Raw genomic sequence first — 22,382 nt, forward strand, 5'->3', positions numbered from 1 at the left:
ACCGATTGAGCGAGACGGGGGACGCAGACCCGACCCTGATCTCCGTAAAGGAGAGGCCGGCGGTATCCCTATGTCTTGCCAGGATTGCAGAAACTCTGCTGATCCGGCGGGGCCGTAGGAGCCCCAAATCTCTCTGGTCGCTTAAGGTCCACCAGAAGGACCGGAAGGCAATCCCGCTTAGGCGAGCTTGATTTCCACGTTCACGCCAGCAGCAAGGTCAAGCTTCATCAGCGCGTCGACCGTCTGGGCGTTGGGCTGCACAATGTCCAGCAGCCGCTTGTAGGTGCGCACCTCGAACTGCTCGCGCGACTTCTTGTCGATGTGCGGGCCGCGGTTCACGGTGAACTTCTCGATACGCGTCGGCATCGGAATAGGACCACGAATAAGCGCGCCAGTGCGGCGTGCCGTGTCCGCAATTTCGCCAGTTGCCTGATCGAGCACGCGGTGATCAAAAGCCTTGAGGCGAATACGAATATTCTGAGCGTCCATAATTCCGTCTACCGATGCGAAAGAGCCAAGCGAGCCTTTTCAAACCCGCCAAAAATAAAAAGGCCCGCCCCGCGTTGCCCGGTTTCCCGGTACGGGCGGCCTTGTGAATTTGATCGTTGCGAAGGAGACGAATCTCCTTCTGTTGGGGCGCGTATACGGAGGAGAGCCTTCGCTTGCAACCCCTGAAATACGCCAATTTTGCGGACTGCTATTTATCCCCGCGCAATCAGTGGGAAGCGATAAATGCAGCCTGCATAAAAAGGGCCCGGCACTCGTGATGAGGCCGGGCCCGTTTTTATCCAGCTACGCCTTGCGGCGCGGCAGAATTACTTGGTGATCGACGACACAACGCCGGAGCCAACCGTACGGCCGCCTTCACGGATTGCGAAACGCAGACCTTCGTCCATGGCGATCGGAGCAATCAGCTTCACGCCGATCGTCACGTTGTCACCAGGCATAACCATTTCCGTGCCTTCGGGCAGGATCACTTCGCCGGTCACGTCAGTCGTACGGAAGTAGAACTGCGGACGGTAGTTGGCGAAGAACGGCGTGTGACGGCCACCTTCGTCCTTGGACAGAACGTAAACTTCTGCCGAGAACTCGGTGTGCGGGGTAACGCTGCCGGGCTTGGCCAGAACCTGGCCACGCTCCACATCGTCACGGCCAACGCCGCGGATCAGTGCACCGATGTTGTCACCAGCCTGGCCGCTGTCGAGCAGCTTGCGGAACATTTCAACGCCGGTAACCGTCGTCTTCGAAGTGTCCTTGATGCCGACGATTTCAACTTCGTCGCCAACGTTCACAACACCGGTTTCAACACGGCCGGTCACAACCGTACCACGACCGGAGATCGAGAACACGTCTTCGATCGGCATCAGGAATGCCTGGTCAACCGGACGTTCCGGCTGCGGGATGTGCTCGTCAACAGCCTTCATCAGTTCGATGATGGAGTTCTTGCCGATTTCGTCATCGCGACCTTCGAGAGCGGCCAGAGCCGAACCCTTGACGATCGGAATGTTGTCCCCGTCGAAGTCGTAGTCGCTCAGCAGCTCGCGAACTTCCAGTTCAACCAGCTCGAGCAGCTCTTCGTCGTCAACCTGGTCAACCTTGTTCAGGTAAACGACCAGTGCGGGAACGCCAACCTGACGCGACAGCAGGATGTGCTCGCGGGTCTGCGGCATGGGGCCGTCAGCAGCGTTCACAACCAGGATAGCGCCGTCCATCTGTGCGGCACCGGTGATCATGTTCTTCACATAGTCAGCGTGGCCGGGGCAATCGACGTGTGCGTAGTGACGTGCTTCGGTTTCATACTCAACGTGTGCGGTCGAGATGGTGATGCCGCGCTCACGCTCTTCGGGAGCCTTGTCGATGTTTGCGAAATCAACAGCTGCACCGCCGTAGGTTTCTGCCATCACTTTGGTGATAGCAGCCGTCAGCGTGGTCTTGCCGTGGTCAACGTGACCGATGGTGCCGACGTTGCAATGCGGCTTGTTCCGCTCGAATTTTTCCTTCGCCATTTTTCTAATAACCTCTGTTAGTCAAAAATTGAATTTCACCGGGAGAGGAAGCGGCACCCGATTGAATCAGGCGCCGCCCCTAGACGCTTGCCTGACCTTAGGCAAGCTTCTCCTTGATCTCTTGAGCCACATTCGACGGCACTTCGTCATAGTGGCTGAACTGCATCGTGTACTGGGCACGGCCCTGGGTGAAGGAGCGCAGCTCATTCACATAGCCGAACATGTTTGCCAGCGGAACAAAGGCATCGACAACCTGCGCGTTACCGCGGGTGTCCGTGCCCTGGATCTGGCCACGACGCGAATTCATGTCACCGATAACATCGCCCATGAATTCCTCGGGTGTCACCACCTCGACCTTCATCACAGGCTCGAGCAGCTTGATGCCCGAACGCTCTGCCGCTTCGCGCATTGCGCCGCGACCGGTGATTTCGAATGCCACGGTGCTCGAGTCGACATCATGGTACTTACCGTCGATCAGCTCGATCGTGAAATCGATGATCGGGAAGCCCACGAGGTAGCCGCTTTCCGCCTGCTCGCGCATGCCCTTCTCAACCGAAGGAATGTACTCGCGGGGGATGTTGCCGCCCTTGATGTTGTCTTCGAAGATGATGCCCTGGCCGCGTTCGCCGGGGATCACCTTCACCTTGGCTTCACCGAACTGGCCCGAACCACCCGACTGCTTTTTATGGGTGTAGGTCACTTCGACTTCGCGGGCGAGCGATTCGCGGTAGGCCACCTGCGGCGCACCGACATTGGCTTCCACCTTGAACTCGCGCTTCATGCGATCGACGAGAATGTCGAGGTGAAGCTCGCCCATACCCTTGATGATCGTCTGGCCGGATTCGTGATCGGTCGACACGCGGAACGAGGGATCCTCGGCAGCCAGGCGATTCAGGGCGACGCCCATCTTCTCCTGGTCGGCCTTGGTCTTGGGTTCCACCGAAAGTTCGATAACGGGATCAGGGAATTCCATCCGCTCAAGAATGATCGGGTGGGCAGGATCGCAAAGCGTATCACCGGTGGTGGTCGCCTTCATCCCGGCCAGCGCCACGATGTCGCCTGCGAATGCCTCTTCAATGTCCTTACGGTCATTGGAGTGCATTTCCAGGATACGTCCGATCTTCTCCTTCTTCTCCTTCACGGAGTTGAGAACAGTGCCCTTCTCCAGCTTGCCCGAATAGATACGGGTGAAGGTCAAGGAGCCGACGAACGGATCGTTCATCACCTTGAATGCCAGTGCTGCGAAAGGAGCAGCATCGCTGGATTCGCGCTTCGCTTCTTCTTCCGTGTTGGGCAGAATGCCGCGGATAGCGGGAACGTCCAACGGGCTCGGCATGTAGTCGACGACAGCATCAAGAAGGGGCTGCACACCCTTGTTCTTGAAGGCAGATCCGCAGACAACAGGCACGAAGCTCTGGTTCAGCGTGCCCTTGCGGATCAGCGACTTAAGCGTCTTCGCATCAGGAATTTCGCCTTCAAGATAGGCTTCCATGATGTCATCGTCCTGCTCGACGACGAGCTCGATCAGCTCTTCGCGGTACTGGGCGACTTCGTCAGCCATGTCTGCCGGAACATCGCCATAGGTGTATTCTGCACCCAGATCTTCGTTCTTCCAGGTGATCGAACGCTCGTTCACCAGGTCTACCAGGCCGGTAAGGTTGGATTCGATACCGATCGGGAGATACAGCACGGCAGGCTTCGCACCGAGACGATCGATGATCGACTGGACGCAGTATTTGAAGTCGGCGCCGGTGCGGTCCAATTTATTGATGAAGCACATCCGCGGTACTTTGTACTTGTCGGCCTGGCGCCACACGGTTTCAGACTGCGGCTCAACACCGGCAACGCCGTCGAAGCAGGCGACTGCGCCGTCGAGTACGCGCAAGGAGCGCTCCACTTCGATGGTGAAGTCCACGTGTCCGGGCGTATCGATGATGTTGATGCGGTGTTCCGGCGTCTTGCGCAGTTCGGCGGGATCGCCCTTGGGGTCCTTCTCGGGATCCTCGGGGTTCCAGAAACACGTCGTCGCGGCGGACGTGATGGTGATGCCGCGTTCCTGTTCCTGCTCCATCCAGTCCATGGTCGCAGCGCCATCGTGCACTTCGCCAATCTTGTAGGATTTGCCGGTGTAATACAGAATACGCTCTGTGGTCGTGGTCTTGCCGGCGTCGATATGCGCCATGATACCGATGTTGCGATAGCGTTCTAGCGGATGGCTACGTGCCATGGTGGTTTCCTCAACTTTGCGGGGGGAGCGAGCGGTTCGATCCCCATATAGTGTCATGCGTTACAACTTGAAGACCGGGAGACACTCTCCCGGCCTCAAAGTTGCCTCGGCTTACCAGCGATAGTGGCTGAAGGCGCGGTTCGCGTCCGCCATGCGGTGCGTATCTTCACGCTTCTTCACCGCGTTGCCACGGTTGTTGGCGGCATCCATCAGCTCTGCCGAAAGGCGTGCGCTCATGGTGGTTTCCGCACGGCCGCGCGCGGCACCGATCAGCCAGCGAATGGCCAGCGCCTGGGCACGCTCAGGGCGAACCTCGACCGGCACCTGGTACGTGGCACCGCCAACACGGCGGCTGCGCACTTCGACGGCGGGCGATACGTTCTGCAACGCTTCGTGGAACAGCTGCACGGGATCGGTCTTGGCGCGAGCCTCCACCGTGTCGAGCGCGCTGTAGACGATACCTTCTGCAACGGCCTTCTTACCATCCAGCATCAGGTTGTTCATGAACTTCGAAAGAACCTGATCTCCGAACTTGGGATCAGGCAGGATTTCCCGCTTTTCGGGACGACGACGACGTGACATTTTTCAAAACTCCTTCGGAGTAACGGCGACCACACAGGGCCACCTTGCAGCACCGGCGCTATGCCGGGCCTGGATTACTTCGGACGCTTGGCGCCGTACTTGGAACGGGACTGGCGACGGTCTTTCACGCCCTGCGTGTCGAGCACGCCGCGAAGCACGTGGTAACGCACGCCGGGAAGGTCGCGCACACGGCCGCCGCGGATCAGCACCACGGAGTGTTCCTGGAGGTTGTGCCCCTCGCCCGGAATGTAGGCGATGATTTCGCGCTGGTTGGTAAGACGGATCTTGGCCACCTTGCGCAGAGCCGAGTTCGGCTTCTTCGGGGTCGTCGTGTAAACGCGCGTGCAAACGCCGCGCTTCTGCGGGTTGTTCATCATCGCCGCAGACTTGCTTTTCTTGACGATGGGACTGCGGCCCTTGCGAACCAGCTGGTTAATAGTCGGCATAGTTTCTCTTCACCGTTCGAGGGGTTCGTGGCCCGCCCGCAAACACCGCCTTTGTATGGCGGTTGCGCAGGCACTTGCCCTTCACCCGAATTGTGGTGCCAGTTGCACCGGATGGAATATATCGGGATCGCGCAACACCGCCGGAGCGCCCATGAAGAGCCTGCCGATCCATCGCGCGAGCCTGAAACACTCCACCCGAACCTTCCGGCACCGGGTTACTTTGACGGCTGCCCCGCAAGCCATGCGTCCGCAAAGGGACGCGTAGGCTCCAATAGAAAAAGGCTCCACCGCAAGGGGGAGCCCCGGGACATATCCGGCAATGTTCAGCTCTATCTGACCAGGGACTCGCTACAGGAGCAGGCCTTGGTTAAGGGCGCACTTAGTTGGATTTGGGTGGGGGGTCAAGGGTGTGGACATGCATGCGCAGTCAAACGTCTGCGAGATAACTCCCGACGGCGAGTACACCATCATCTGTAAGTTCCACAAAGGTCACACGCTTGTCGTGCTCGGCCGGTACACGCCGAACCAGGCCAACTGCTTCCAGCTCTGCGATATAGCGCAAGGCCGTGGTGCACGGACTGCCGGATGCAATACACAAACTGGTGGTTGATACCCGCGCGCGCCCGGCGTGCTGTTGAAATAGCTCCAGAAGCATTTCCCAGGCAGGCTCGGCAAAAAGCGATGCCGGTATGAATTTCGCTCGGCGCTTTCTGCTTTCACAAATCTGGCGGGCCTTATCTCCAAGGATATAGAGATCCCGTTCGATGCGGCTCAATTTGCTTGGCCAGCGGAAAGCCGGACCTCCACTGGGTGGCCGCCAATCCTGGTCAATCGCATCGGCAAGCCTCAGCAGCGCCGCGCCGAGCCCCCGCATTTCGCCCGTCGACCATGCGTCACCGACGTGATCCAGAATATCTTGCTGAGTGAGTGTCAGCATGTCTTTGCAATTATCCATTTTGAAAATGCTTTTCATTCAGCTGGTCCAGCTGCGGCACTTTCGGGGTCCAGGCACTATACGTCCCGTATCGGCGGACCCTGCCGCTATGCGCAGCAGTTCCGATGCCTAGTGCGATCAACTGGACGAATATCGGGAGCTGCGTAAGCGCCCAGTATGCGTGCCTGTGCCCAGTGCTGTAGGCAAGCGGTGCCAAGCCACCCATGATCGCCACAAGTTGTGCCGCCGCGATCCATATAGGCCACACACGATTTGCCCTTAGCGCGACGTAAAAGAAGCCGGCGCCCTGCAGACAATCCAGCGCGAGCCGTAATGGCGAAAATCGAAGAAACTGTCCGTAGTCCAGAAAAGCGTGCCCGATCCGATCGATCAGCACGCCTGCCACGATAACCATCGCGACAATCCGTTCAGGCTTGTCGCCGCGCATTTGCGCGTAGAGCGCAAGCGCGGCGACAATGACCAAGACTAGGGCAAGATCGACTGGCATTAAGCTACGGCTTGCACCGGCTCGCCAGCATTCAGTTCCATCGGTCCACCTTCAGGGCACTCTTCATAACCGAGCACGTCCTGCTGAATTTTCAGGAGGCTGCCATGCACACGTGCCAATTCGCCACCTGCGGAAAGAAGGTCCTGCTGGGACTTTACAAGGCGCAGCAGAGCGTCATGCCCCATGGCCGGACCTGAACCGGTTTCACGACGGGTGGTGATGAGGGTTGCCATGAGCGCACCCTGACGCAGCAAGGCCTCGTCAACGGCATACTCGGCCTGCTTGATATCTGTCGAGATCCGCATCTGTGCGATTGGCTTGGACATTGACATGTAGAGTCTCCTTTTTTTGCTGCCAGAACAGCTTCCAAAAAACGGAGAATCCCGAGGTCCTAGGAAAACATCAGATCAGACAACTGACCAAATGCAGCCAGGCCACCCAATACGATTGTCAGCAGCAACACCGCTACGATACCGATCGCGGTCAACCTTATGTAGACACCGTATTGGCCCTCGAAAAACTCCGGCACAACGCGGATATGTCGTTCACTCGGCTGGTGCGCTTTCGACTTGATCGAAATTGGACCTTTAGCCGTGTGGTTCAGCAATCCGCTTGTCCCGATCACTTGATCGCGGTCATCGAGATCTAACTCCACATGCGGAAAGCGGTATGCGGCTTCGCTGGATAAATTTTCGGGTTTTTCCGAGATACGACGGTACGTTACAGCAAGTTCGTTACGCGACGTTACACCAAGCTTTTTGCGTGCGGCAGCAACACGCTGATCGACGGTGTAATGCGATATGCCAAGGAGCCTGGCGATTTCCTTGGATGTCTTATGCTGGATCAAGAGATCCAGCACCGCTCGTTGCTTCGCCGTAAGCTTACGCGACCTTCCATCTGGCAATGACGAATCTCCCAAGTTTCCCCTCACTCGCTCTTTGAGAACTCAACGAGTTTACCCCTCATTGGTTCTTCAATTTTTTCGTAAATAGCGAATTAACTTACGATAATTTTTCGCTCCCAGTCTCTTGGATATTTGGCAGACGTCCGTACCTTTTCGCGCATTCGGTCGTCTACATGTTCTTCACTAAATAGCCTCCAGAATGGTGCAAACAAGCTGGCTGCAGCAGCCCTTCCCCACAACTTCATACACATGCTCCATCTTGGCACATGACCGGTTCACTCCCCCATCGCCCCCGCGCCACGCCTCGCCAGGCAACCAGCTATGTCACCGCCCCGCCCTCACCCGTGGCGCCGGGTGATCCGTTGCTCGATTTCGCGCCCGTTCCGCATGTCGCGCCTCGCCGCAATTCCATCACGCCGGATCGGCAGCGCAAGTTCATTGCCCATCTCGCCGCCACTGGCATCGTCACGCAGGCGGCAAAACATATCGGCGCGAGTATGGAGGCGCTCTACAAGCTGCGGCAGAAACCGGGGGCCGAGGCGTTTTGCGCCGCGTGGGACAAGGCGGTGGATCGCGGTGTCTCCCGGCTGGAGGACTGCGCGCTGGCCCGCGCTATCGAGGGGGAGGAGCGCATGGTCGTCTCTGCCGGAAAGCTGGTGGGCACGGAGCGGCGGCATAACGAGGCGCTGGTGATGTTCTTCCTGCGTCATCGCCGCAGCCACCGCTATGGCCCCGATATCGCGCCCGGCCACCCCCTGTACGAACGCATCCGGGCCGAGGTTCTGGCAGAGGAGCGCGGCAAGCGGCGCAGCAAGGCAGAAGTGCTCGCCAGTCTCAACGCAAAGCTGGATCGCGCAGTGGCGCGGCGCAAGGCGGCGGATCGCCTGCTGGCGGGAGATGGCGAGGAGGATTGAGTGGGATGGCGTTTCGCGGTAGAACCGGACAAAATCAATCTGGGCTACCAGAGTTCTTGGGAGAACACCGCATGATCCGCCGCATCGCCATCGCCCTTTCCACCACTGCCGCGCTGGCCCTTGGCGTGTCCGCCGCCTCTCCGGCAATGGCGCAGGAACGCCCCGCCGATCTGACGCAGCTGCCCGCCGTTCCCACCGATTACACGCCCGATCGCCTGCCCTGGGGCGACTATGATTTCACCGGAACCTTCCCGATAGAGCCGATCAACAACGGCCACATCCTGTTTCAGCGCCCAGCCCATTACGGCAATCGCTTCTGGGTGACGGACGAGGAATTTGACCGCCGCCTGGCCGCCGCGCGCGGGGCGGATGGCAATTTCACGCAGGCGAATGACAGCGGCATCGGCGCCTCGGGCACCACCGGGCTGGAGCAGTGGTTCCTGGACACGGACTGGGCAAAGTCCACCGCCATGCTCGTCTCCCCCGCCGATGGGCAGCTGCCCGCCCTCACCCCGCAGGCGATGGAACTCTTCAAGCAGGGCCGCAGCGGCTGGGTGCCGGGACAGGCCTATGACTGGGTGGACGATTTCGACAGCTGGGACCGCTGCGTATCGCGCGGCTTCCCCGCCTCCATGTACCCCTTCCGCTACAACAACGGCATCCGCGTGTTCCAGTCGCCCGGCACCGTCACCATCATGCTGGAGATGCTGGGCACCCGCGTGGTGAAACTCTACGACAGCAAAGAAGCCGCCCACGCCGCCAGGTGGGATGAGCCGGTGGAGGCCTGGATGGGCAACAGCCGCGGCTGGTGGGAAGGCAAGACGCTGGTGATAGAGACGACCAACATCGTCTCCGGCGATGCGGCGACGGATGATGTCTTCGCCCGCTCCGCCGCGCCGCTAAACATGGCAACGCAGTTCACCGGCACGATGGACGTGCCCGCCTTCAACACCGTGCCGATGAGCTCAGAGGCGATGACGGTGGAACGCCTGACGATGACGGGGCCGGACACCATCATCCACGAACTCACCTATTCCGATCCGCAGGTCTATGTGGAGCCATGGACAACCCGCCTCGCCTGGACGCGGGACGATGATTACCAGTTCTTCGAATATGCCTGCCACGAGGGCAATTACATGCCGCGCGACTATATCAGCGCCAGCCGCGCGCAGCAGGCCCGTATCGCCGCCGGAGAGGAAGAGGCGGTGACTGCCGAGAACGATGATCGCAGCCGCTTTGCCCAGCCATTCGATCACGATCCAGGCATCGGCCCGCGCCCCGGACGCCCTCCCATTGGCGGTGATGACGATGCCGACGACGAGGAAGCGGAAGAGAACGCGGGCGAATAACCCGCCCCTGCGATCAGGCCACGATCGTGGGCCGCCCGCAGCGCAGGCGGTCCACCGTCACATCCGCAACGCCCAGCTTTACGCCCAGCAGTGACGTGAGGCTGTTCAGCAACTCGTCCAGCGCCGGGGTGACATTGCCCAGCGTATCGCCCACCAGGCTGGCCGTGCCGCCCGCGCCGATGCCCAGCCCCAGTGCCCGCACATCCAGCTCCACATCTTCGGCCAGCGACGTGGCCGTGCCATTCAGAATATCCGTGGTGCCAACAGACTTGGCTCGCCGCGCGGCCACGTCTTCAGGTGTGAAGAACATCTCTTGCGGCGCATCGCCGCCAATCGAAATGTCGGCATAGGCCTTCACCTGCAGGACCATGGTGTTGATGATGGTGGCCGGTTCCAGCCACAGCGAAGTGGTGAAATCGGCGAACACATCGCCATTCACATCGGCAATCGCCAGCGTACCCAGCGATGGGCGCGCCTCGACATAGACGCCGCTCCCGCCCTCACCGCCGCTGCAGACGATATCGGTCATCTGCGCCTCTGCCGATGCGAGTTCGGTATAGATCGGCACTTCCAGGGCGCTTGGCAGCCCGGCGATGGAATTGGTCTTCGCCTTTACCAACAGGCGGGTTTCGGCCGTGCGCAGCGTAACCTCGCCCATTGTATCGACCGTCAGCCAAGGAGACCTTTCGTCCGAATAGCCCCCGGCCATGCGAATATTCACGCCCGCCAGCCCGGCAATATCGGTGTCGAGCTCAGCATCATAGCTGTCCCCATGCGCGGCCTGAAGGATGCTGCGCAGCAGCGAATAGGCATCCACCTGCACCCCTGATACACCATCGTTGACATCGCTGTTGGCCAGCGGCCCAAGGTCAATCAACTGGGACAGCAATACGGGATCGCTACCCACGCGGCGCGCGATTTCATTCAGTATCGCGGCAAGCTGCGCATTGCGGGTGGAGTTTGCCAATGCCTGCACCACCACGTGCAGCGGTGCATCGGTGTTGAAAATTTCTCCAAAGGTCTCGCCTTCCATCTCCTGCAAGGGCCCAAGCGCTTCTGCCAGATCGAGCACGTCGATATTGGTATCACCAAGCAGATCGACCTCCGCCGGTGTCAGTTCCAGCGCCGTTCCAGCCAGGGCAGAGAGCAGATTATTGGTCAGCCCGCCCGGCAATTCCGCCACGCGCGTTCCCAGCATAAAGCCTGCCATGTCGGTGCGCGCCGCCGTGGCCTGCGCCGTTACGCGCGAGGTTGGCCCCGCCGATACGAAACTGCCGAAAAACAGCGGCACGTCGCGCACCAGGTGAACGCGCGTGGCATTGGGGTGGAGGGAGGATGTATCCAGCCTCTCCCGCCAGTTGATCGATGCATCGCGCAGATATTCTCCATCGGCAATTTCCACGATGGACACATCTGCAACATCGGCATCGGCGATAACCTGCGCGACTACGGTGGCCTTGGAAAATTCCGGGCCGGCAGAAACGGCCGCAGCGGCAGCCGCATCGGAGATGTTCTGCAATTCCCGCTCGGCAAGGTAGAGGGAGCCGAGATCCACGGCAAAAGCGGTGAAAGCCATCAGCGGGGGCAGTGCCAGGCCGAAAAGCACGGCACTGGCGCCATCTTCATCCCGCAGCAGCGAATTTTGGGTGTTCATGGTGCAATCCTTCACATTGAGCTGAGATGCACGCGCGCCTTGCGCGTGATCGGGCCAGGCGGCAGCGGGATGATCGATGATGAAAGAAGCAGGGTGTCGGTGGTGTCGTAGGATACGGCAACGGTGTAGGAATTGCCTTCCTGCGTGGTGCTGATGCTGACGTGTTCTGCCTCCACCGTGCCGGCAGACAAAACCCCGTCTCTCACAACATCCTGCACGATAGCTGCGCGATCTTCGGCATCGATGCCGGCGAGGACAGCGCGCGCCCCTTCGTTTGCGGCTTGCTGAAGGCTGTGCGCCGCCATGAACCACATGCCGTAGCTGACAGCGCCAAGCAGCAGGATGATTACGATGGGAAGGACGAAGGCCGCCTCTATCAGGACAGCGCCGTTTTCATCCCTTGCCAATTTGTAAAGAACCGGCGGCTGTTTATCGAGGGCCTGGTTATCGAAAGCAGGGCCTCTTGATCTATGTGCTTTTTCCATGCTCCCAAGAATGGCAGCGTGCGGTCAAGCAAACGGCAACACACTGGTGGTGCCGATTTGCGCAAATTACGTAACATTTGTTGCAGCCGATGGTTCGATGGGGCGCATAAACGCGTGCTTGGTTAATTTGGACCACACAGACCAAAGTCCAAGATTACGCACATTTACCGCAATTGGCGTGAAAACCGGTAACTGGCGCGAGCCGGGATCGAATCGGTGTTAACGTCTTGTCATGATTATGGTGACGCCTTCTGTTCCATAGGCGCCGCGCAGCGGAACCATGGCGCAATGAACGCTGACCTGTTCTTCCCTGTTGGCCATCAGCGTAGCATCGCAATTGCACGGCTGGTTCTGTTCGATAACCCTGTCCAGCGCATTGCGAAACGCGTGCCGTTCCTCCCGCAGGATCACGTCGTGCAGCCGGATGCCGATCAGCTTTGCATTGCATATCCCGAGCCAGTCCTCGATCGACTTGTCTGCCATGTCGATCAGGCCGCGCTGGGACAGGCGCACGCAGCTGACCTGTGGATTGCGATCGATGGCCTCCAGCATGGCGGCTTTCATATCGGCCTTCCGGTACCGCTCCACCTCCTCGGTGATATCGCGGAACAGCAGGATCAGCCGATCACCCAGCGGAATGGACTGGAAATTCACCCACCGTCCCTGGCGACGCTGGGTCGGGATATCCGCCGTCAGCGCCTCGTTCTTTTCTAGTGTCCTGCGGAACTGCACCTGCATTACGCTGCCATCAAACTCTGGAAAGGCATCGCTCAGCTGCGTCCCCGGCTTGAGCGATTGAAGACCAAGATACTGGCGCGCGCTCTGGTTTATATAAAGGATTTCCTCGTCCGCAGTGCAGAGAATGAAGCCTTCCTTCAACCAGTCCGCCAGCGCGGTGAGCCGGTCGTCAGTCGACATTTCGCCGTCGTCACCCGCAGGCTGCATCATCTGCTGGAAAAGTCGCACACCGGTTAACACGTGGGATACGCGCCCATGCGTTGTGATGTGAACTGGCCGCGTAAGAGAAATCTCACGCCATTTGGCAAACGATCGGACCAGTTCTGCCGATGTTACGTTATGCGGCGTATCGTATTGGTTTGAACGCAATTCTCCAAAGAGTTGGTTGTCGTCTCTTGGCATAGGTTAACTCGCTTCTCGAATTCACCCCGTAGCCCCCCGGCCATGCATTCGTTGATATAACAACCATAACATACTTTATGGAAGAGTTAATTTAGTGCGTTCAATAAAAATTCCGAACTCGTGAGAGTAATAAAATTACATATAGAAGTTAAATAAAGAGAAATTTTATTGTGTGCACCGATGAAAGTATAATTCCATCTTTGCCGCCAAACAATCTGACTATTGAAAATATTCAATATTCATAGAATTTTCTAATTTTTAGCAGTTTACTTTTCAATCTTAAGTATAAATCCGCCGCCCACTCCGCCAAAACTGCGTGCTCGGATGCGTAGCATATCCAGCAGGTCGGGCTTATCGGATAGCGCGGACAGGTTTATCGCCAGCAATGCGTCACTACCTTCACCGCCATCATCGTCCTCTTGTGCCACGGTGAAGCCCAGCGGCGTTTCGAAGCCCAGCTCGATATAGGAATCGATGGCTCCGCCAAAATCAGGGTCGCCCGACTGGTTGGCGCGCATGTGGATCTCAACCGCGCCATCGCCTGCGCGGATCGCGGCCTTGGCGGCCTCGCTCAACTGATAGTCGATGTGGGTTGGCAGCAGGGTTTCCTCGCCAGTTTCATCGTCCACCCGGGCCAGTTCACCCGTCATCGCGCTGTCGAAATCAATCACCTGCAAAGGCGCTTGCGGCGCAACCTCGCGCATGTCGCGCACGCGCAGGCGATAGTCACCCTTGCCCTCTGACAGCACGTCGGCGACGATGGTGTAGGTGCCATCGTCCGTAAAACGATGTCGCAGCAGCGCGTTCAAGCCCTCGCCGCCGTCATCGTCAAGCGCCATCACCTCGCCAGCGGCATCGCGCAGTTCCAGCGTGGGATCGAGTTCGTCATTCAAGGCCACCAGCGCGATTTCCACCATTTGCCCGGCCTGGCCCTGCATGGTGAACAGGTGTTCCTCGCCCATGAAGGTGCCCGTTTCGCGCGCCCCATATGTCACCGTGCGGATTTGCGGCGCGGCATATTCGCTTGGCGAAAGGCGCAGATCGAAGGCACCGCCATAGCTGGTGTCGCCCTCGCTCCATTCGGCGGCAAATCCATCGACCTCTATGGTGATGCGGCGTTCTTCGCCGGCCGCGGGAATATACACGCGCGGGTTCAGATCCTCGCCGCCGTCGTCATCCTGCGCAATCACTACGCCGTTCTGATTCAGCACGCGCATCATCGGATCGAAATCGTCGCGCGCGATCGCATCGATCTGCAGCGTAGTGTTGGCTGGGACGGTGATCTGGAACACGGCCGCCCGGCCATCCACCTCGCCCTGGAACAGGCGCACATCGCTGCTTTCCTGATCCAGGTCCCGAACCTGTGCCTGGGCGCCGAGAGCAGCCAGATTGACTGCCGCAGCACCTATTCCGGCAAGCAGGACTGCCGCGCGAATTGTCATCGCCATCACTATTCCCCTGTTCGAATTCTTCAACCCAGCGGTAGAGCCTTACCGCCGGTGTTCAAACAGGCTTTGCAGCGTTTTTACCCGGCCATTCATCTGACAATAGGCCCCACAGCCAGGTGTCCGTCCAGCCGATGTGGGTTTTCATCGTGTGGCGAAGGTGCCCTTCCCGCGTGAAACCCAGCCGTTTCAGCAAGGCGTTGGAGCGGGTGTTGCGTGGATCGACATCGGCATAGAGGCGGTGAAAACCCTCCTCATGAAACAGGTGCGATATCAGGCCGCCAACGCACTCTCGCGCAATCCCGCGCCCGCCGTTTCCGGGCACCATGATATAGCCGATTTCGGCCACCTCATCCACATCGCTGCTGGCCACCATGCGAAACACCGGATCGCCGCCGCCGCGCGGTTCGCAAATCCAGGTTCGCCCGTTCCACGTGCCGCGCGTGTCGAACAGATATTCGCGAAATTCCTCCGGATCGTCGAACGGCCCGCGCCCCCAATAGCGCATCTGCACATCGCTGGAGAATGCCGGCCAGAAGGCAATCTCATCCCCTTCCTTCAGTGGACGGCATTGGAAGCGCGCCGTGGTGATGGGAGGCGTGGTGAGAGGCGGCGTGCTGTCGGACATGGGGCGGGTGATAGCAGGAGATGGTGAACCGCAAAGGCTCGCGTGTCGCTATTCCTGCGATGATGCCGGTCGTCCACCAATTGATCGACGATTTCGCAAGGTCTCGAACAGCGATTGCGTCACCAGCGTCTGGATCAGGCGGATGCGCTGGGGGTGCTCCCTGGCAAAGGGCGATTCCGCTCTCTGATAGGATGCCACCTGATCGGCAAAATAGGCATAGGGCGCGGTGTTGAAATGATCGTTGAAGGAACGATCGAGCGTCCAGGCCGAGAAATCGAACGCCACGCAATAGTCCATCCACAGGATGTCATTCATCGGCTTGGCTGTCTGGTGACAATTGACGCTGAACTGCTCTGCACCGTCCAACCCCTCCTCGCCCTGAACACGCGCAAAATCCTCAACCGCGTCCGCGATTTTCGCCTCGAATGCCGCGTGATCAGCAGCCCCGCCGGCGATACTGCCCAAGCCTGCGCCTTCCCCACTGGCGAAAGAGCCATTTGCGCTGGCCAGATCCACCCTCACTTCGGGCACGAAATCCTCGCCATCGAACGCGCTCATCACCGATCGCGAAAACGCAACGCCGCCTCCCTGATTGGCCACTTTCAACGAAATCGATACCAGAGTGGCAGCGATGACCATGCCGATGGCAAAGCGAGCAGCGGATGCCACCCGCAACTTCGACGCCTGTTCGGCCTTTCGCGGCGAAGCCTGACGAGGTCTGGGCGGCGGCGATGGAGCACGTTGCGGCCGCGCTGGTTGCGGAGCACGGCGCGGAACACTTTTGGCCCGCAACGCATCATACGCGGATCGTTGCGCAGGATTTCGCAAACACCGGTATGCCCTGTTCAGCGCCTGCGCCTTGTCGACCGCCGTCCGATCCCGGTTGGCGTCCGGATGATACTTTCGCATCAGGGCCTTGTAGGCAGCCGTCACCACCTCCGGCTCTGCCGAAGGGGATATGCCGAGGATCTTGTAATAGTCTTCCAGCTGCCCGTTCCATTATATCGCCTCGATACAATAATTTACCGAAGCTGTGCGTATTTTCGCCTTTGGAACGAAACGTAAACTTGCCGAAGCGCGTTCAGCAACTGTGCGCGCGCAACAAATCCACAATTTTCTGAAATACCCGTATTTTCACGCAGGTTCGTCGAAGCCCCACGAAGCGCGCACTCACGCTCCGGTCAGGAAATCCACCAGCGCCTTCACCTTTTTTTGGCGCCATTGAGGGCGCGGGGCCAGCAGCCAGTAGGCGCGGCGGCATTCCACAGGCTCGCCCAGCGCTTCCAGTCGGCCGTCCGCCAGCGCTTCTGCCACCAGCGGCAGAGGCAGCGTAACGCGGCCAAGGCCTGCCAGCGCGGAGCTGAGCGCCTGCCCGGCGCTGCCGACGCTGAGGATGGTTTTCTCACCATCGGGGGTTTCGAATGTGGGCCAGCTGATCCAGCCATCCGGCGCGCCGGGTGCGGCCACGACCACGCGGTGCCCCGGCTCCAGCTGTGCGCCTTCCAGTTCTCCCGGCCCTTCCACCAGCCGCACGGCCAGATCGAGGTTGGCCTCTGTAAACTCGGCATCTTCGCTGGCCGCGATCTGGATGCGGATATCGGGGTTTTCCTTGCGGAAACCCGCCAGCCGCGGGGCCAGCCACTGCGCGTAAAATTCGCGCGGGGCGGCGATGGCATAGTTGGAGGAGGACTGGCCCGCCTGCATGGCCTGCACGCTTTCCTCGAAATGCAGGAAACCTTCGCGCAAGGCATCAAGGCCAGCCTCGGCCTCTCCGGTCAGTTCCAGCCCTTTCGAGGTGCGGCGGAACAGCACTACGCCCAGCACATCTTCCAGCGCGCGGATCTGCTGCCCCACGGCGGCGGGCGTCACCGCCAGCTCGTCTGCCGCGCGCGTGAAGGAAAGGTGCCGCGCGGCGGCATCGAATACGCGCAAGGCGTTGAGAGGCAGATGGGTGCGTTTCATGGTATCCGGCCCCAGCCTCTAGGAAACGCAAGGCGCAGGGGCAAGCCGCTTCGTATCGGCCTTCAAGTCTGCGGTGGCAGGCGGTGGATTAGACGGAGCTGTCTGCAGGTGCGGCGAGCGGGAAATGGGGAATTGCCACTTCGAACTGCGTGCCATCGGCATGAAGGAAGGTGTAATGCCCCTCCATCGCGCCCTGATTGGTGGTCAATTCACAGCCGGACACATAATCATGCGTCTGCCCCGGTTGCAGCACGGGGCTTTCCCCCACCACGCCTTCACCATCGACGATGTTCACCATCCCGTTCGAATCGGTGATGCGCCAGTGGCGGCTTTTTAGCTGCACGGTTTCATCCCGGCCATTTTCCAGGCGGATATGATAGACCCAGAACCATCGCCCTGCCCCCACGCGCGACTGTTCGGGCATGAAGTTCACGGCAACGCGCACAGTCACTCCGGCCGTGATGGCGGTGTGCTGGAACAGGGACTGGAGCGCGGTCTTTGTCATCCCCTCTAAAGTAGCGGTTTTGCTGGACGCTACAAGGGGACTTTAGGCTCAATCCGCCGCATTGTGCCTCTTACAGGCCAACCCGGTCCAGCGCCTGGCCAAGATCGTCGATCAGATCCAGCGGGTCTTCCAGGCCGATGTTGATACGTAGCATGCCATCCTCGATCCCCGCAGCCGCGCGGCCTTCTGCGCCCATGTTGTGATGGGTGGTGGTGGCCGGGTGGCAGATAAGCGATTTCGCATCGCCGATATTGTTGGAGATATCGATCAGCTCCAGCGCATTGCAGATGGCCATGGCCTGTTCCTTGCCCGCATCGCCGGCTTTCGGCGCGAAGAAGGCGAAGATCGGCCCGGCGGCCACCATTTGCTTTTGCGTCAGCGCGTGTTGTGGGTGGCTGGGCAGGCCCGGATGCAGGACGCGCAGGCCACGGTCTTCAAGAAATTGCGCCACCTGCAGGGCATTGGCGCTTTGTGCAGGCGCGCGCAGCGGCAGGGTTTCCAGCCCCTTCATCACCACCCACGCATTGAAAGGCGCGCAAATCGGGCCGGTGTTGCGCTGGAAGGGCGATAGTGTTTCCTCGATCCATTCCTGGCTGGAACACACCGCACCCGCCATCACGCGGCCCTGCCCGTCCATCAGCTTTGTAGCGGAATAGGCGACGATATCCGCGCCGAAATCCATCGGGCGTTGCAGCACCGGCGTGGCAAAGGCGTTGTCCACCACGGTCTTGATGCCCTTGCTGCGCGCGAAGCCGCAGACGAATTCCAGGTCCACCAGATCCATCGTCGGGTTCGCGGGCGTTTCGAAGAAGAATGCCTTGGTATTGTCCTGCACCGCGGCTTCCCACGCGGCATTGTCCGTACCGTCAATCGCAGTGTGGGTGATACCGAAGCGGTTCAGCACGTTGTCCAGAATCCAGCGGCAGGAGCCGAAGGCCGCACGGCCCGCCACCACGTGATCGCCCGCGCTCAGCATGGACAATAGCGAACTCGTCATCGCGGCCATGCCGCTGGCCTGCACCAGGCACGCCTCTGCCCCCTCCATCGCGGCGATACGCTGTTGCAGCATCTCTACCGTGGGGTTCTTGAAGCGGGAATATTGCATGCCCTGCGCATCGCCCGCAAAGCGCGCGGCCACTTCCTGCGCGCTGTCGAAGGTGAAGCCGCTGGTGAGGTAAAGCGCCTCGCTCGTCTCGCCATGCTCGCTGCGCATGGTGCCTGCGCGCACGGCCTGCGTTGCGGGGCGCCATTTGGCGGTGACGGAGCGATCTGTGCCGGTGGTTTTCTTCATTGCGCGCACGATCTACGGATACGCACCGCAGCGGGCAAGCCGTGAAAACAAGCGAAAGGTGATGAAAATGCAAAACGCCATACAGACACTGGTGCACGACTATGGCTGGATACACACCGGTATCGGAATGGTGGGCAATCTTACCTTCGTGATCGGCAGCGTGCTTTTCCTGCCGCATTTCTCTTCTCTGGAGACGATCGGCGTATGGCTGTTCATTATCGGCTCTGCCCTGATGCTGGTGGGCGCGGTGGGAGATATGCTGGTGAAATGGTATGATCGCAAACGGCATTAAGTCCCTTGATGCCCAACACCCCTATTGCGACCGGCGGGCAGCCCGCTAAAGCCATTCCGCGATGAACGAAGCGCCAGACCGTGTCCGCGATCCATTCGCCTGGAACTGCCTGTTCGCCGCGGGCTTTTTCCTCGTCTGCCTCATTCGGCTGGGGACGCCGTCCACCCCCTTCTTCGATGAAGTGCATTACCTGCCCGCCGCGCGCGCGGTGCTGGATCTGCAATGGGCGCTGAATGTGGAGCATCCGCCGCTGGCCAAGCAGATCATCGCGCTGGGCATCGCGATCTTCGGTGATGAGCCTTTTGGCTGGCGGATCATGAGCGTGTTGTTCGGCACGCTGGCGCTGTTTGCCGCCATGCGCACCATGTGGTTTGCCAGCCAGACCCGCACGGCAAGCCTGCTGACGGGCCTGTTCGTCTCCACCAATTTCCTGCTGTTCGTGCACGCCCGCATCGCCATGCTGGACGTGTTCATGGTGGGCTTCCTGATGCTGGCGGCCTGGATGTTTGCCGCCGCCTTGCGAGAGAACGAAACCGCGCGCTGGCGGCTGGCCATCGCGGGCGTGGCGCTGGGCTGCGCGATGGCATCGAAGTGGAACGCCATTCCGCTGGCCGTGCTGCCGGGCCTCGCGTTCCTGGCGGCGCGCTGGTGCGCCGGGCGCAGGCGGCTGGTGCTGTCGGCGCGCGGCTGGCCCATCGGCGGGATGACATTGTGGGAAGCCGGTATCTGGCTGGGGCTGGTCCCGCTGCTCACCTATGCCGCCACCTTCTGGCCCTATCTGTTCTGGCAGGTCCAGTCCGGCGAGGTGGGCGGACTGGTGGATATTCATCGCCAGATGCTGTCACTGCAAACGCAGGTGCCGGAGCCGCATCCTTATCAGAGCAACTGGTGGGACTGGATCATAAACCGCCGCGCGATCTGGTATCTTTACGAGCCTGTTGACGGCGCGCAGCGCGGGATCATGCTGATCGGCAATCCGGTAACGATGCTGGCAGGATTGCCAGCGCTGGCGTGGTGCGCCTGGGCCGGCTGGCAAAGCCGCGCGGGCGGCAATGCTCAGGGTCAAGTGCGCTGGGATGCCATTGCGCTGGTGACAGTGTTTATCGCCAGCCTTGCCCTGTGGATCGTCGCGCCCAAGGCCGTGCAGTTCTACTTCCACTATTTCCTGCCCGCCATGGCGCTGAGCGGGGCGCTGGCGCTGGGCGTGGAGCATTTGTGGAAGCGCGGGAACAGGGCGATCGCCGCGCTGGTGTGCCTGGGCGCACTGGCGGCCTTCATCTACTGGTTCCCCATCCTGACAGCCGCCCCGCTGGGCGATCCGCAGGATTTCCTGCAATGGGCATGGACGAAAGGCTGGCGATAGCGGGCAGGTGATAGCGGACTGGCGCGCGCCGCAGCAGATTATCTTACCCCGCACTCCAAGGCGCAGACACCGGCACAAACCCGCTCAACGCTGCTTGCGATGATCTTCCAGATCGAGAACCTCGACAGTGGACGCCTCGCTGCTCTCGATCAGCACCGGCCTGCGCTCATCAAGAGAGTCGAGATCGGCAAAGGCCTGTTCGATGAATTTGCGCCGTTCCAGGATCAGGCGGGCCACGCCTTCGGTAAGGCCGCCCTCCTCTCCAACCCGGCCCAGCGCAGCGGCGATATCGCCGATCACCGCACTGCGCGCACTGGTGTGAAGATGCCCCCTGTTATCGATAAAGGCCTGAACCGATTTCGCCACGTCCGTGTTTCCCCATGCTCTTGCGGAAACGATACTACGAAGGCGCAAACGCGGCAAACTATCGGCCCCGATGTGGTTAATAAAACCTTGAGGCGCGCATTCATTTCATGGACCGGATATTTGTGTACGCGCGCCGGATATTTCAGGTGCTTTTGGACAAAAGCAATCGGGTCGCCTGCCGATCTTGGCCCTGTTGCCGATTCGCTATCGGAAGCGGCCCCACACGAATTTGCTCGACAGGGCATAGTTCCACACAGACGCCAGCACCACGCCCGCAATGGCAGACAGCCACCAGGCCACGCCATTGGCCTGAAGCAGCGCCGCGGCCGCCACATTGGCAAAGGCACCCACCGCGCAGGTGGCGCAGAATTTCAGCCAGCCGAAGAACATGTCATGCGCGCCGGTCAGCTTGCTGTCGCGATAGGTGAGGAGGTTGTTGAGCCAGAAATTGAACGTCATCGCCACCATCGTGGCCACGGCCTGGCCCAGCGCGAAGCTGCTGCCCATCGCCAGATAAACAAGGCTCAGCACGGCCATGTGCACGAATACGCCCAGCCCGCCCACCGTGCCGAACAGGGCAAAGCGGGTGGGGATGATGCGGCCAAGATAGCGATCGTAAAGGCCCGCGATGAAATCCAGCGCAACGCCGTGATCCAGCTTGCTTGTGCCGGAAAGGCGTTCGGCAAATTTCAGGGGGAATTCCTTTACGCGTAACTGCGGGCGGGCGGTGGAAAGAATATCCAGCATGATCTTGAAACCGATGCCGGAAAGGGTCTGCGCCTGTTTGCGCAACTGGTCCGTCCGCAGCAGGAAAAACCCGCTCATCGCGTCGGAAAGCTCCGTCCCGGTCAGCTTGCGGGCCAGCGCATTGGCAATGCGGCTGCCCTTTTCGCGGCTCTTGCTGGAAAGGCCATCGGCATTGCCACCCTCTGCAAAGCGGCTGGCATAGGCCAGATCGTATTCGCCTGATCGCACGGCGGCCAGCATATCGTTGAGCAGGGCAGGATCGTGCTGATGATCGGCATCCATCACGGCCACAAAGGGCGCGGCAGTGGCGCACATGCCCTCTATCGCGGCGCTGGCAAGGCCGCGGCGGCCAATGCGCTGGATCACGCGGATGCGGCGATCGGTCAAGCCGATCCGGCGCGCTTCTTCCGCGGTGCCATCGTGCGAATTGTCATCCACGAAAACGGCTTCCCAGCCGGTGGGGCCAAGCGCCTGCTCCAGCCGGTCCACCATCGGGGCGATATTGCCCTTCTCGTTCAGCGTGGGCAGCACCACGGCCAGCTCCAGCGGGCAGGAGCCTTGCGCACGCGCCAGCGCGCCCGCGCTTTCGATCTGCTGCTGAAACTGTTCGGTCACCATGTCCATGTGCCCGCGT

24 protein-coding genes and 1 pseudogene are annotated in these 22,382 nt (G+C 60.2%); 4 read left to right on the plus strand and 21 right to left on the minus strand.

Translation table 11 applies throughout. From position 1 onward, the window contains the following. Nucleotides 1–177 precede the first annotated feature (177 nt). The 9 genes from rpsJ to GRF63_RS10955 form a co-directional block, all read right to left on the minus strand. Complete coding sequence (gene rpsJ / locus GRF63_RS10915; RefSeq protein WP_120078130.1) at nt 178–489, minus strand: 30S ribosomal protein S10; 312 nt, start codon at nt 487–489, stop codon at nt 178–180. 326 nt (nt 490–815) lie between these two features. After that, nucleotides 816–2,006, minus strand: coding sequence for an elongation factor Tu (gene tuf, locus GRF63_RS10920; RefSeq protein WP_160486018.1), 1,191 nt, complete (start codon nt 2,004–2,006; stop codon nt 816–818). A gap of 97 nt (nt 2,007–2,103) precedes the next feature. Continuing rightward, complete coding sequence (gene fusA / locus GRF63_RS10925; protein WP_160486019.1) at nt 2,104–4,233, minus strand: elongation factor G; 2,130 nt, start codon at nt 4,231–4,233, stop codon at nt 2,104–2,106. A gap of 111 nt (nt 4,234–4,344) precedes the next feature. After that, complete coding sequence (gene rpsG, locus GRF63_RS10930) at nt 4,345–4,815, minus strand: 30S ribosomal protein S7 (protein WP_160486020.1); 471 nt, start codon at nt 4,813–4,815, stop codon at nt 4,345–4,347. A 74-nt stretch (nt 4,816–4,889) separates the two neighbouring features. Further along, the gene (gene rpsL, locus GRF63_RS10935) at nt 4,890–5,261 is read right to left on the minus strand and encodes a 30S ribosomal protein S12 (RefSeq protein ID WP_160486021.1); all 372 of its coding nucleotides are present in this window, start codon (nt 5,259–5,261) and stop codon (nt 4,890–4,892) included. A gap of 427 nt (nt 5,262–5,688) precedes the next feature. Further along, the gene (locus GRF63_RS10940; protein WP_160486022.1) at nt 5,689–6,234 is read right to left on the minus strand and encodes a MarR family transcriptional regulator; all 546 of its coding nucleotides are present in this window, start codon (nt 6,232–6,234) and stop codon (nt 5,689–5,691) included. Beyond that, nucleotides 6,209–6,703 carry a hypothetical protein gene (locus GRF63_RS10945; RefSeq protein ID WP_160486023.1) on the minus strand — a complete coding sequence of 165 codons (495 nt, stop codon included), beginning with the start codon at nt 6,701–6,703 and terminating at the stop codon, nt 6,209–6,211. The genes GRF63_RS10940 and GRF63_RS10945 overlap by 26 nt, the downstream gene beginning before the upstream one ends. After that, nucleotides 6,703–7,035, minus strand: a complete 333-nt coding sequence (locus GRF63_RS10950; RefSeq protein ID WP_160486024.1) for a hypothetical protein — start codon at nt 7,033–7,035, stop codon at nt 6,703–6,705. Before GRF63_RS10950 ends, GRF63_RS10945 begins: the two co-directional genes overlap by 1 nt. A gap of 59 nt (nt 7,036–7,094) precedes the next feature. Further along, on the minus strand, nt 7,095–7,562 hold the full coding sequence (locus tag GRF63_RS10955) for a response regulator transcription factor (RefSeq protein WP_419865957.1): 468 nt from the start codon (nt 7,560–7,562) through the stop codon (nt 7,095–7,097). A gap of 311 nt (nt 7,563–7,873) precedes the next feature. Here GRF63_RS10955 and GRF63_RS10960 point away from each other — a divergent pair, with 311 nt between their 5' ends. Both GRF63_RS10960 and GRF63_RS10965 read left to right on the plus strand, forming a co-directional pair. Next, a complete protein-coding gene (locus GRF63_RS10960; protein ID WP_160486026.1) occupies nt 7,874–8,521 on the plus strand; it encodes a hypothetical protein in 648 nt (215 codons plus the stop codon). Between the two features lie 71 nt (nt 8,522–8,592). Then, a complete protein-coding gene (locus GRF63_RS10965; protein WP_160486027.1) occupies nt 8,593–9,870 on the plus strand; it encodes a hypothetical protein in 1,278 nt (425 codons plus the stop codon). Between the two features lie 13 nt (nt 9,871–9,883). Here the strand turns inward: GRF63_RS10965 and GRF63_RS10970 are convergent, their stop codons facing one another. The 10 genes and pseudogenes from GRF63_RS10970 to GRF63_RS11015 form a co-directional block, all read right to left on the minus strand. Further along, the gene (locus tag GRF63_RS10970) at nt 9,884–11,524 is read right to left on the minus strand and encodes a pilus assembly protein TadG-related protein (protein WP_160486028.1); all 1,641 of its coding nucleotides are present in this window, start codon (nt 11,522–11,524) and stop codon (nt 9,884–9,886) included. Nucleotides 11,525–11,535: 11 nt separating this feature from the next. Continuing rightward, complete coding sequence (locus GRF63_RS10975) at nt 11,536–11,931, minus strand: TadE/TadG family type IV pilus assembly protein (RefSeq protein WP_160486029.1); 396 nt, start codon at nt 11,929–11,931, stop codon at nt 11,536–11,538. 297 nt (nt 11,932–12,228) lie between these two features. After that, the gene (locus GRF63_RS10980) at nt 12,229–12,975 is read right to left on the minus strand and encodes a PAS domain-containing protein (protein ID WP_160486030.1); all 747 of its coding nucleotides are present in this window, start codon (nt 12,973–12,975) and stop codon (nt 12,229–12,231) included. A 440-nt stretch (nt 12,976–13,415) separates the two neighbouring features. Further along, complete coding sequence (locus tag GRF63_RS10985; RefSeq protein WP_160486031.1) at nt 13,416–14,597, minus strand: hypothetical protein; 1,182 nt, start codon at nt 14,595–14,597, stop codon at nt 13,416–13,418. Nucleotides 14,598–14,652: 55 nt separating this feature from the next. Continuing rightward, a complete protein-coding gene (locus GRF63_RS10990; protein WP_160486032.1) occupies nt 14,653–15,222 on the minus strand; it encodes a GNAT family N-acetyltransferase in 570 nt (189 codons plus the stop codon). Between the two features lie 48 nt (nt 15,223–15,270). Continuing rightward, a complete protein-coding gene (locus GRF63_RS16540) occupies nt 15,271–15,780 on the minus strand; it encodes a hypothetical protein (protein WP_160486033.1) in 510 nt (169 codons plus the stop codon). A gap of 249 nt (nt 15,781–16,029) precedes the next feature. Next, nucleotides 16,030–16,209: pseudogene (locus tag GRF63_RS16835) on the minus strand (DnaJ domain-containing protein); the annotation flags it as partial. Nucleotides 16,210–16,392: 183 nt separating this feature from the next. Beyond that, nucleotides 16,393–17,184 carry a LysR family transcriptional regulator gene (locus tag GRF63_RS11005; RefSeq protein WP_160486034.1) on the minus strand — a complete coding sequence of 264 codons (792 nt, stop codon included), beginning with the start codon at nt 17,182–17,184 and terminating at the stop codon, nt 16,393–16,395. A gap of 88 nt (nt 17,185–17,272) precedes the next feature. After that, nucleotides 17,273–17,689 (minus strand): Co2+/Mg2+ efflux protein ApaG, encoded by a 417-nt coding sequence (gene apaG, locus GRF63_RS11010; protein WP_160486035.1) that lies wholly within the window; start codon nt 17,687–17,689, stop codon nt 17,273–17,275. 70 nt (nt 17,690–17,759) lie between these two features. After that, complete coding sequence (locus GRF63_RS11015) at nt 17,760–18,980, minus strand: trans-sulfuration enzyme family protein (protein ID WP_160486036.1); 1,221 nt, start codon at nt 18,978–18,980, stop codon at nt 17,760–17,762. 67 nt (nt 18,981–19,047) lie between these two features. On the opposite strand from GRF63_RS11015, the gene GRF63_RS11020 reads away from it, so the two are divergent. Both GRF63_RS11020 and GRF63_RS11025 read left to right on the plus strand, forming a co-directional pair. Then, nucleotides 19,048–19,272, plus strand: coding sequence for a YrhK family protein (locus tag GRF63_RS11020; RefSeq protein ID WP_160486037.1), 225 nt, complete (start codon nt 19,048–19,050; stop codon nt 19,270–19,272). 61 nt (nt 19,273–19,333) lie between these two features. After that, on the plus strand, nt 19,334–20,635 hold the full coding sequence (locus GRF63_RS11025; RefSeq protein WP_160486038.1) for a glycosyltransferase family 39 protein: 1,302 nt from the start codon (nt 19,334–19,336) through the stop codon (nt 20,633–20,635). An 84-nt stretch (nt 20,636–20,719) separates the two neighbouring features. On the opposite strand, the gene GRF63_RS11030 is transcribed toward GRF63_RS11025, so the two are convergent. Continuing rightward, complete coding sequence (locus GRF63_RS11030) at nt 20,720–21,001, minus strand: hypothetical protein (RefSeq protein ID WP_202131679.1); 282 nt, start codon at nt 20,999–21,001, stop codon at nt 20,720–20,722. Nucleotides 21,002–21,205: 204 nt separating this feature from the next. Further along, the gene (locus GRF63_RS11035; protein ID WP_160486039.1) at nt 21,206–22,372 is read right to left on the minus strand and encodes a glycosyltransferase family 2 protein; all 1,167 of its coding nucleotides are present in this window, start codon (nt 22,370–22,372) and stop codon (nt 21,206–21,208) included. Between the last annotated feature and the right edge of the window lie 10 nt (nt 22,373–22,382).

Source organism: Aurantiacibacter rhizosphaerae, assembly GCF_009807005.1.
In the GTDB taxonomy this organism is placed as follows: Bacteria; Pseudomonadota; Alphaproteobacteria; order Sphingomonadales; family Sphingomonadaceae; genus Alteraurantiacibacter; species Alteraurantiacibacter rhizosphaerae.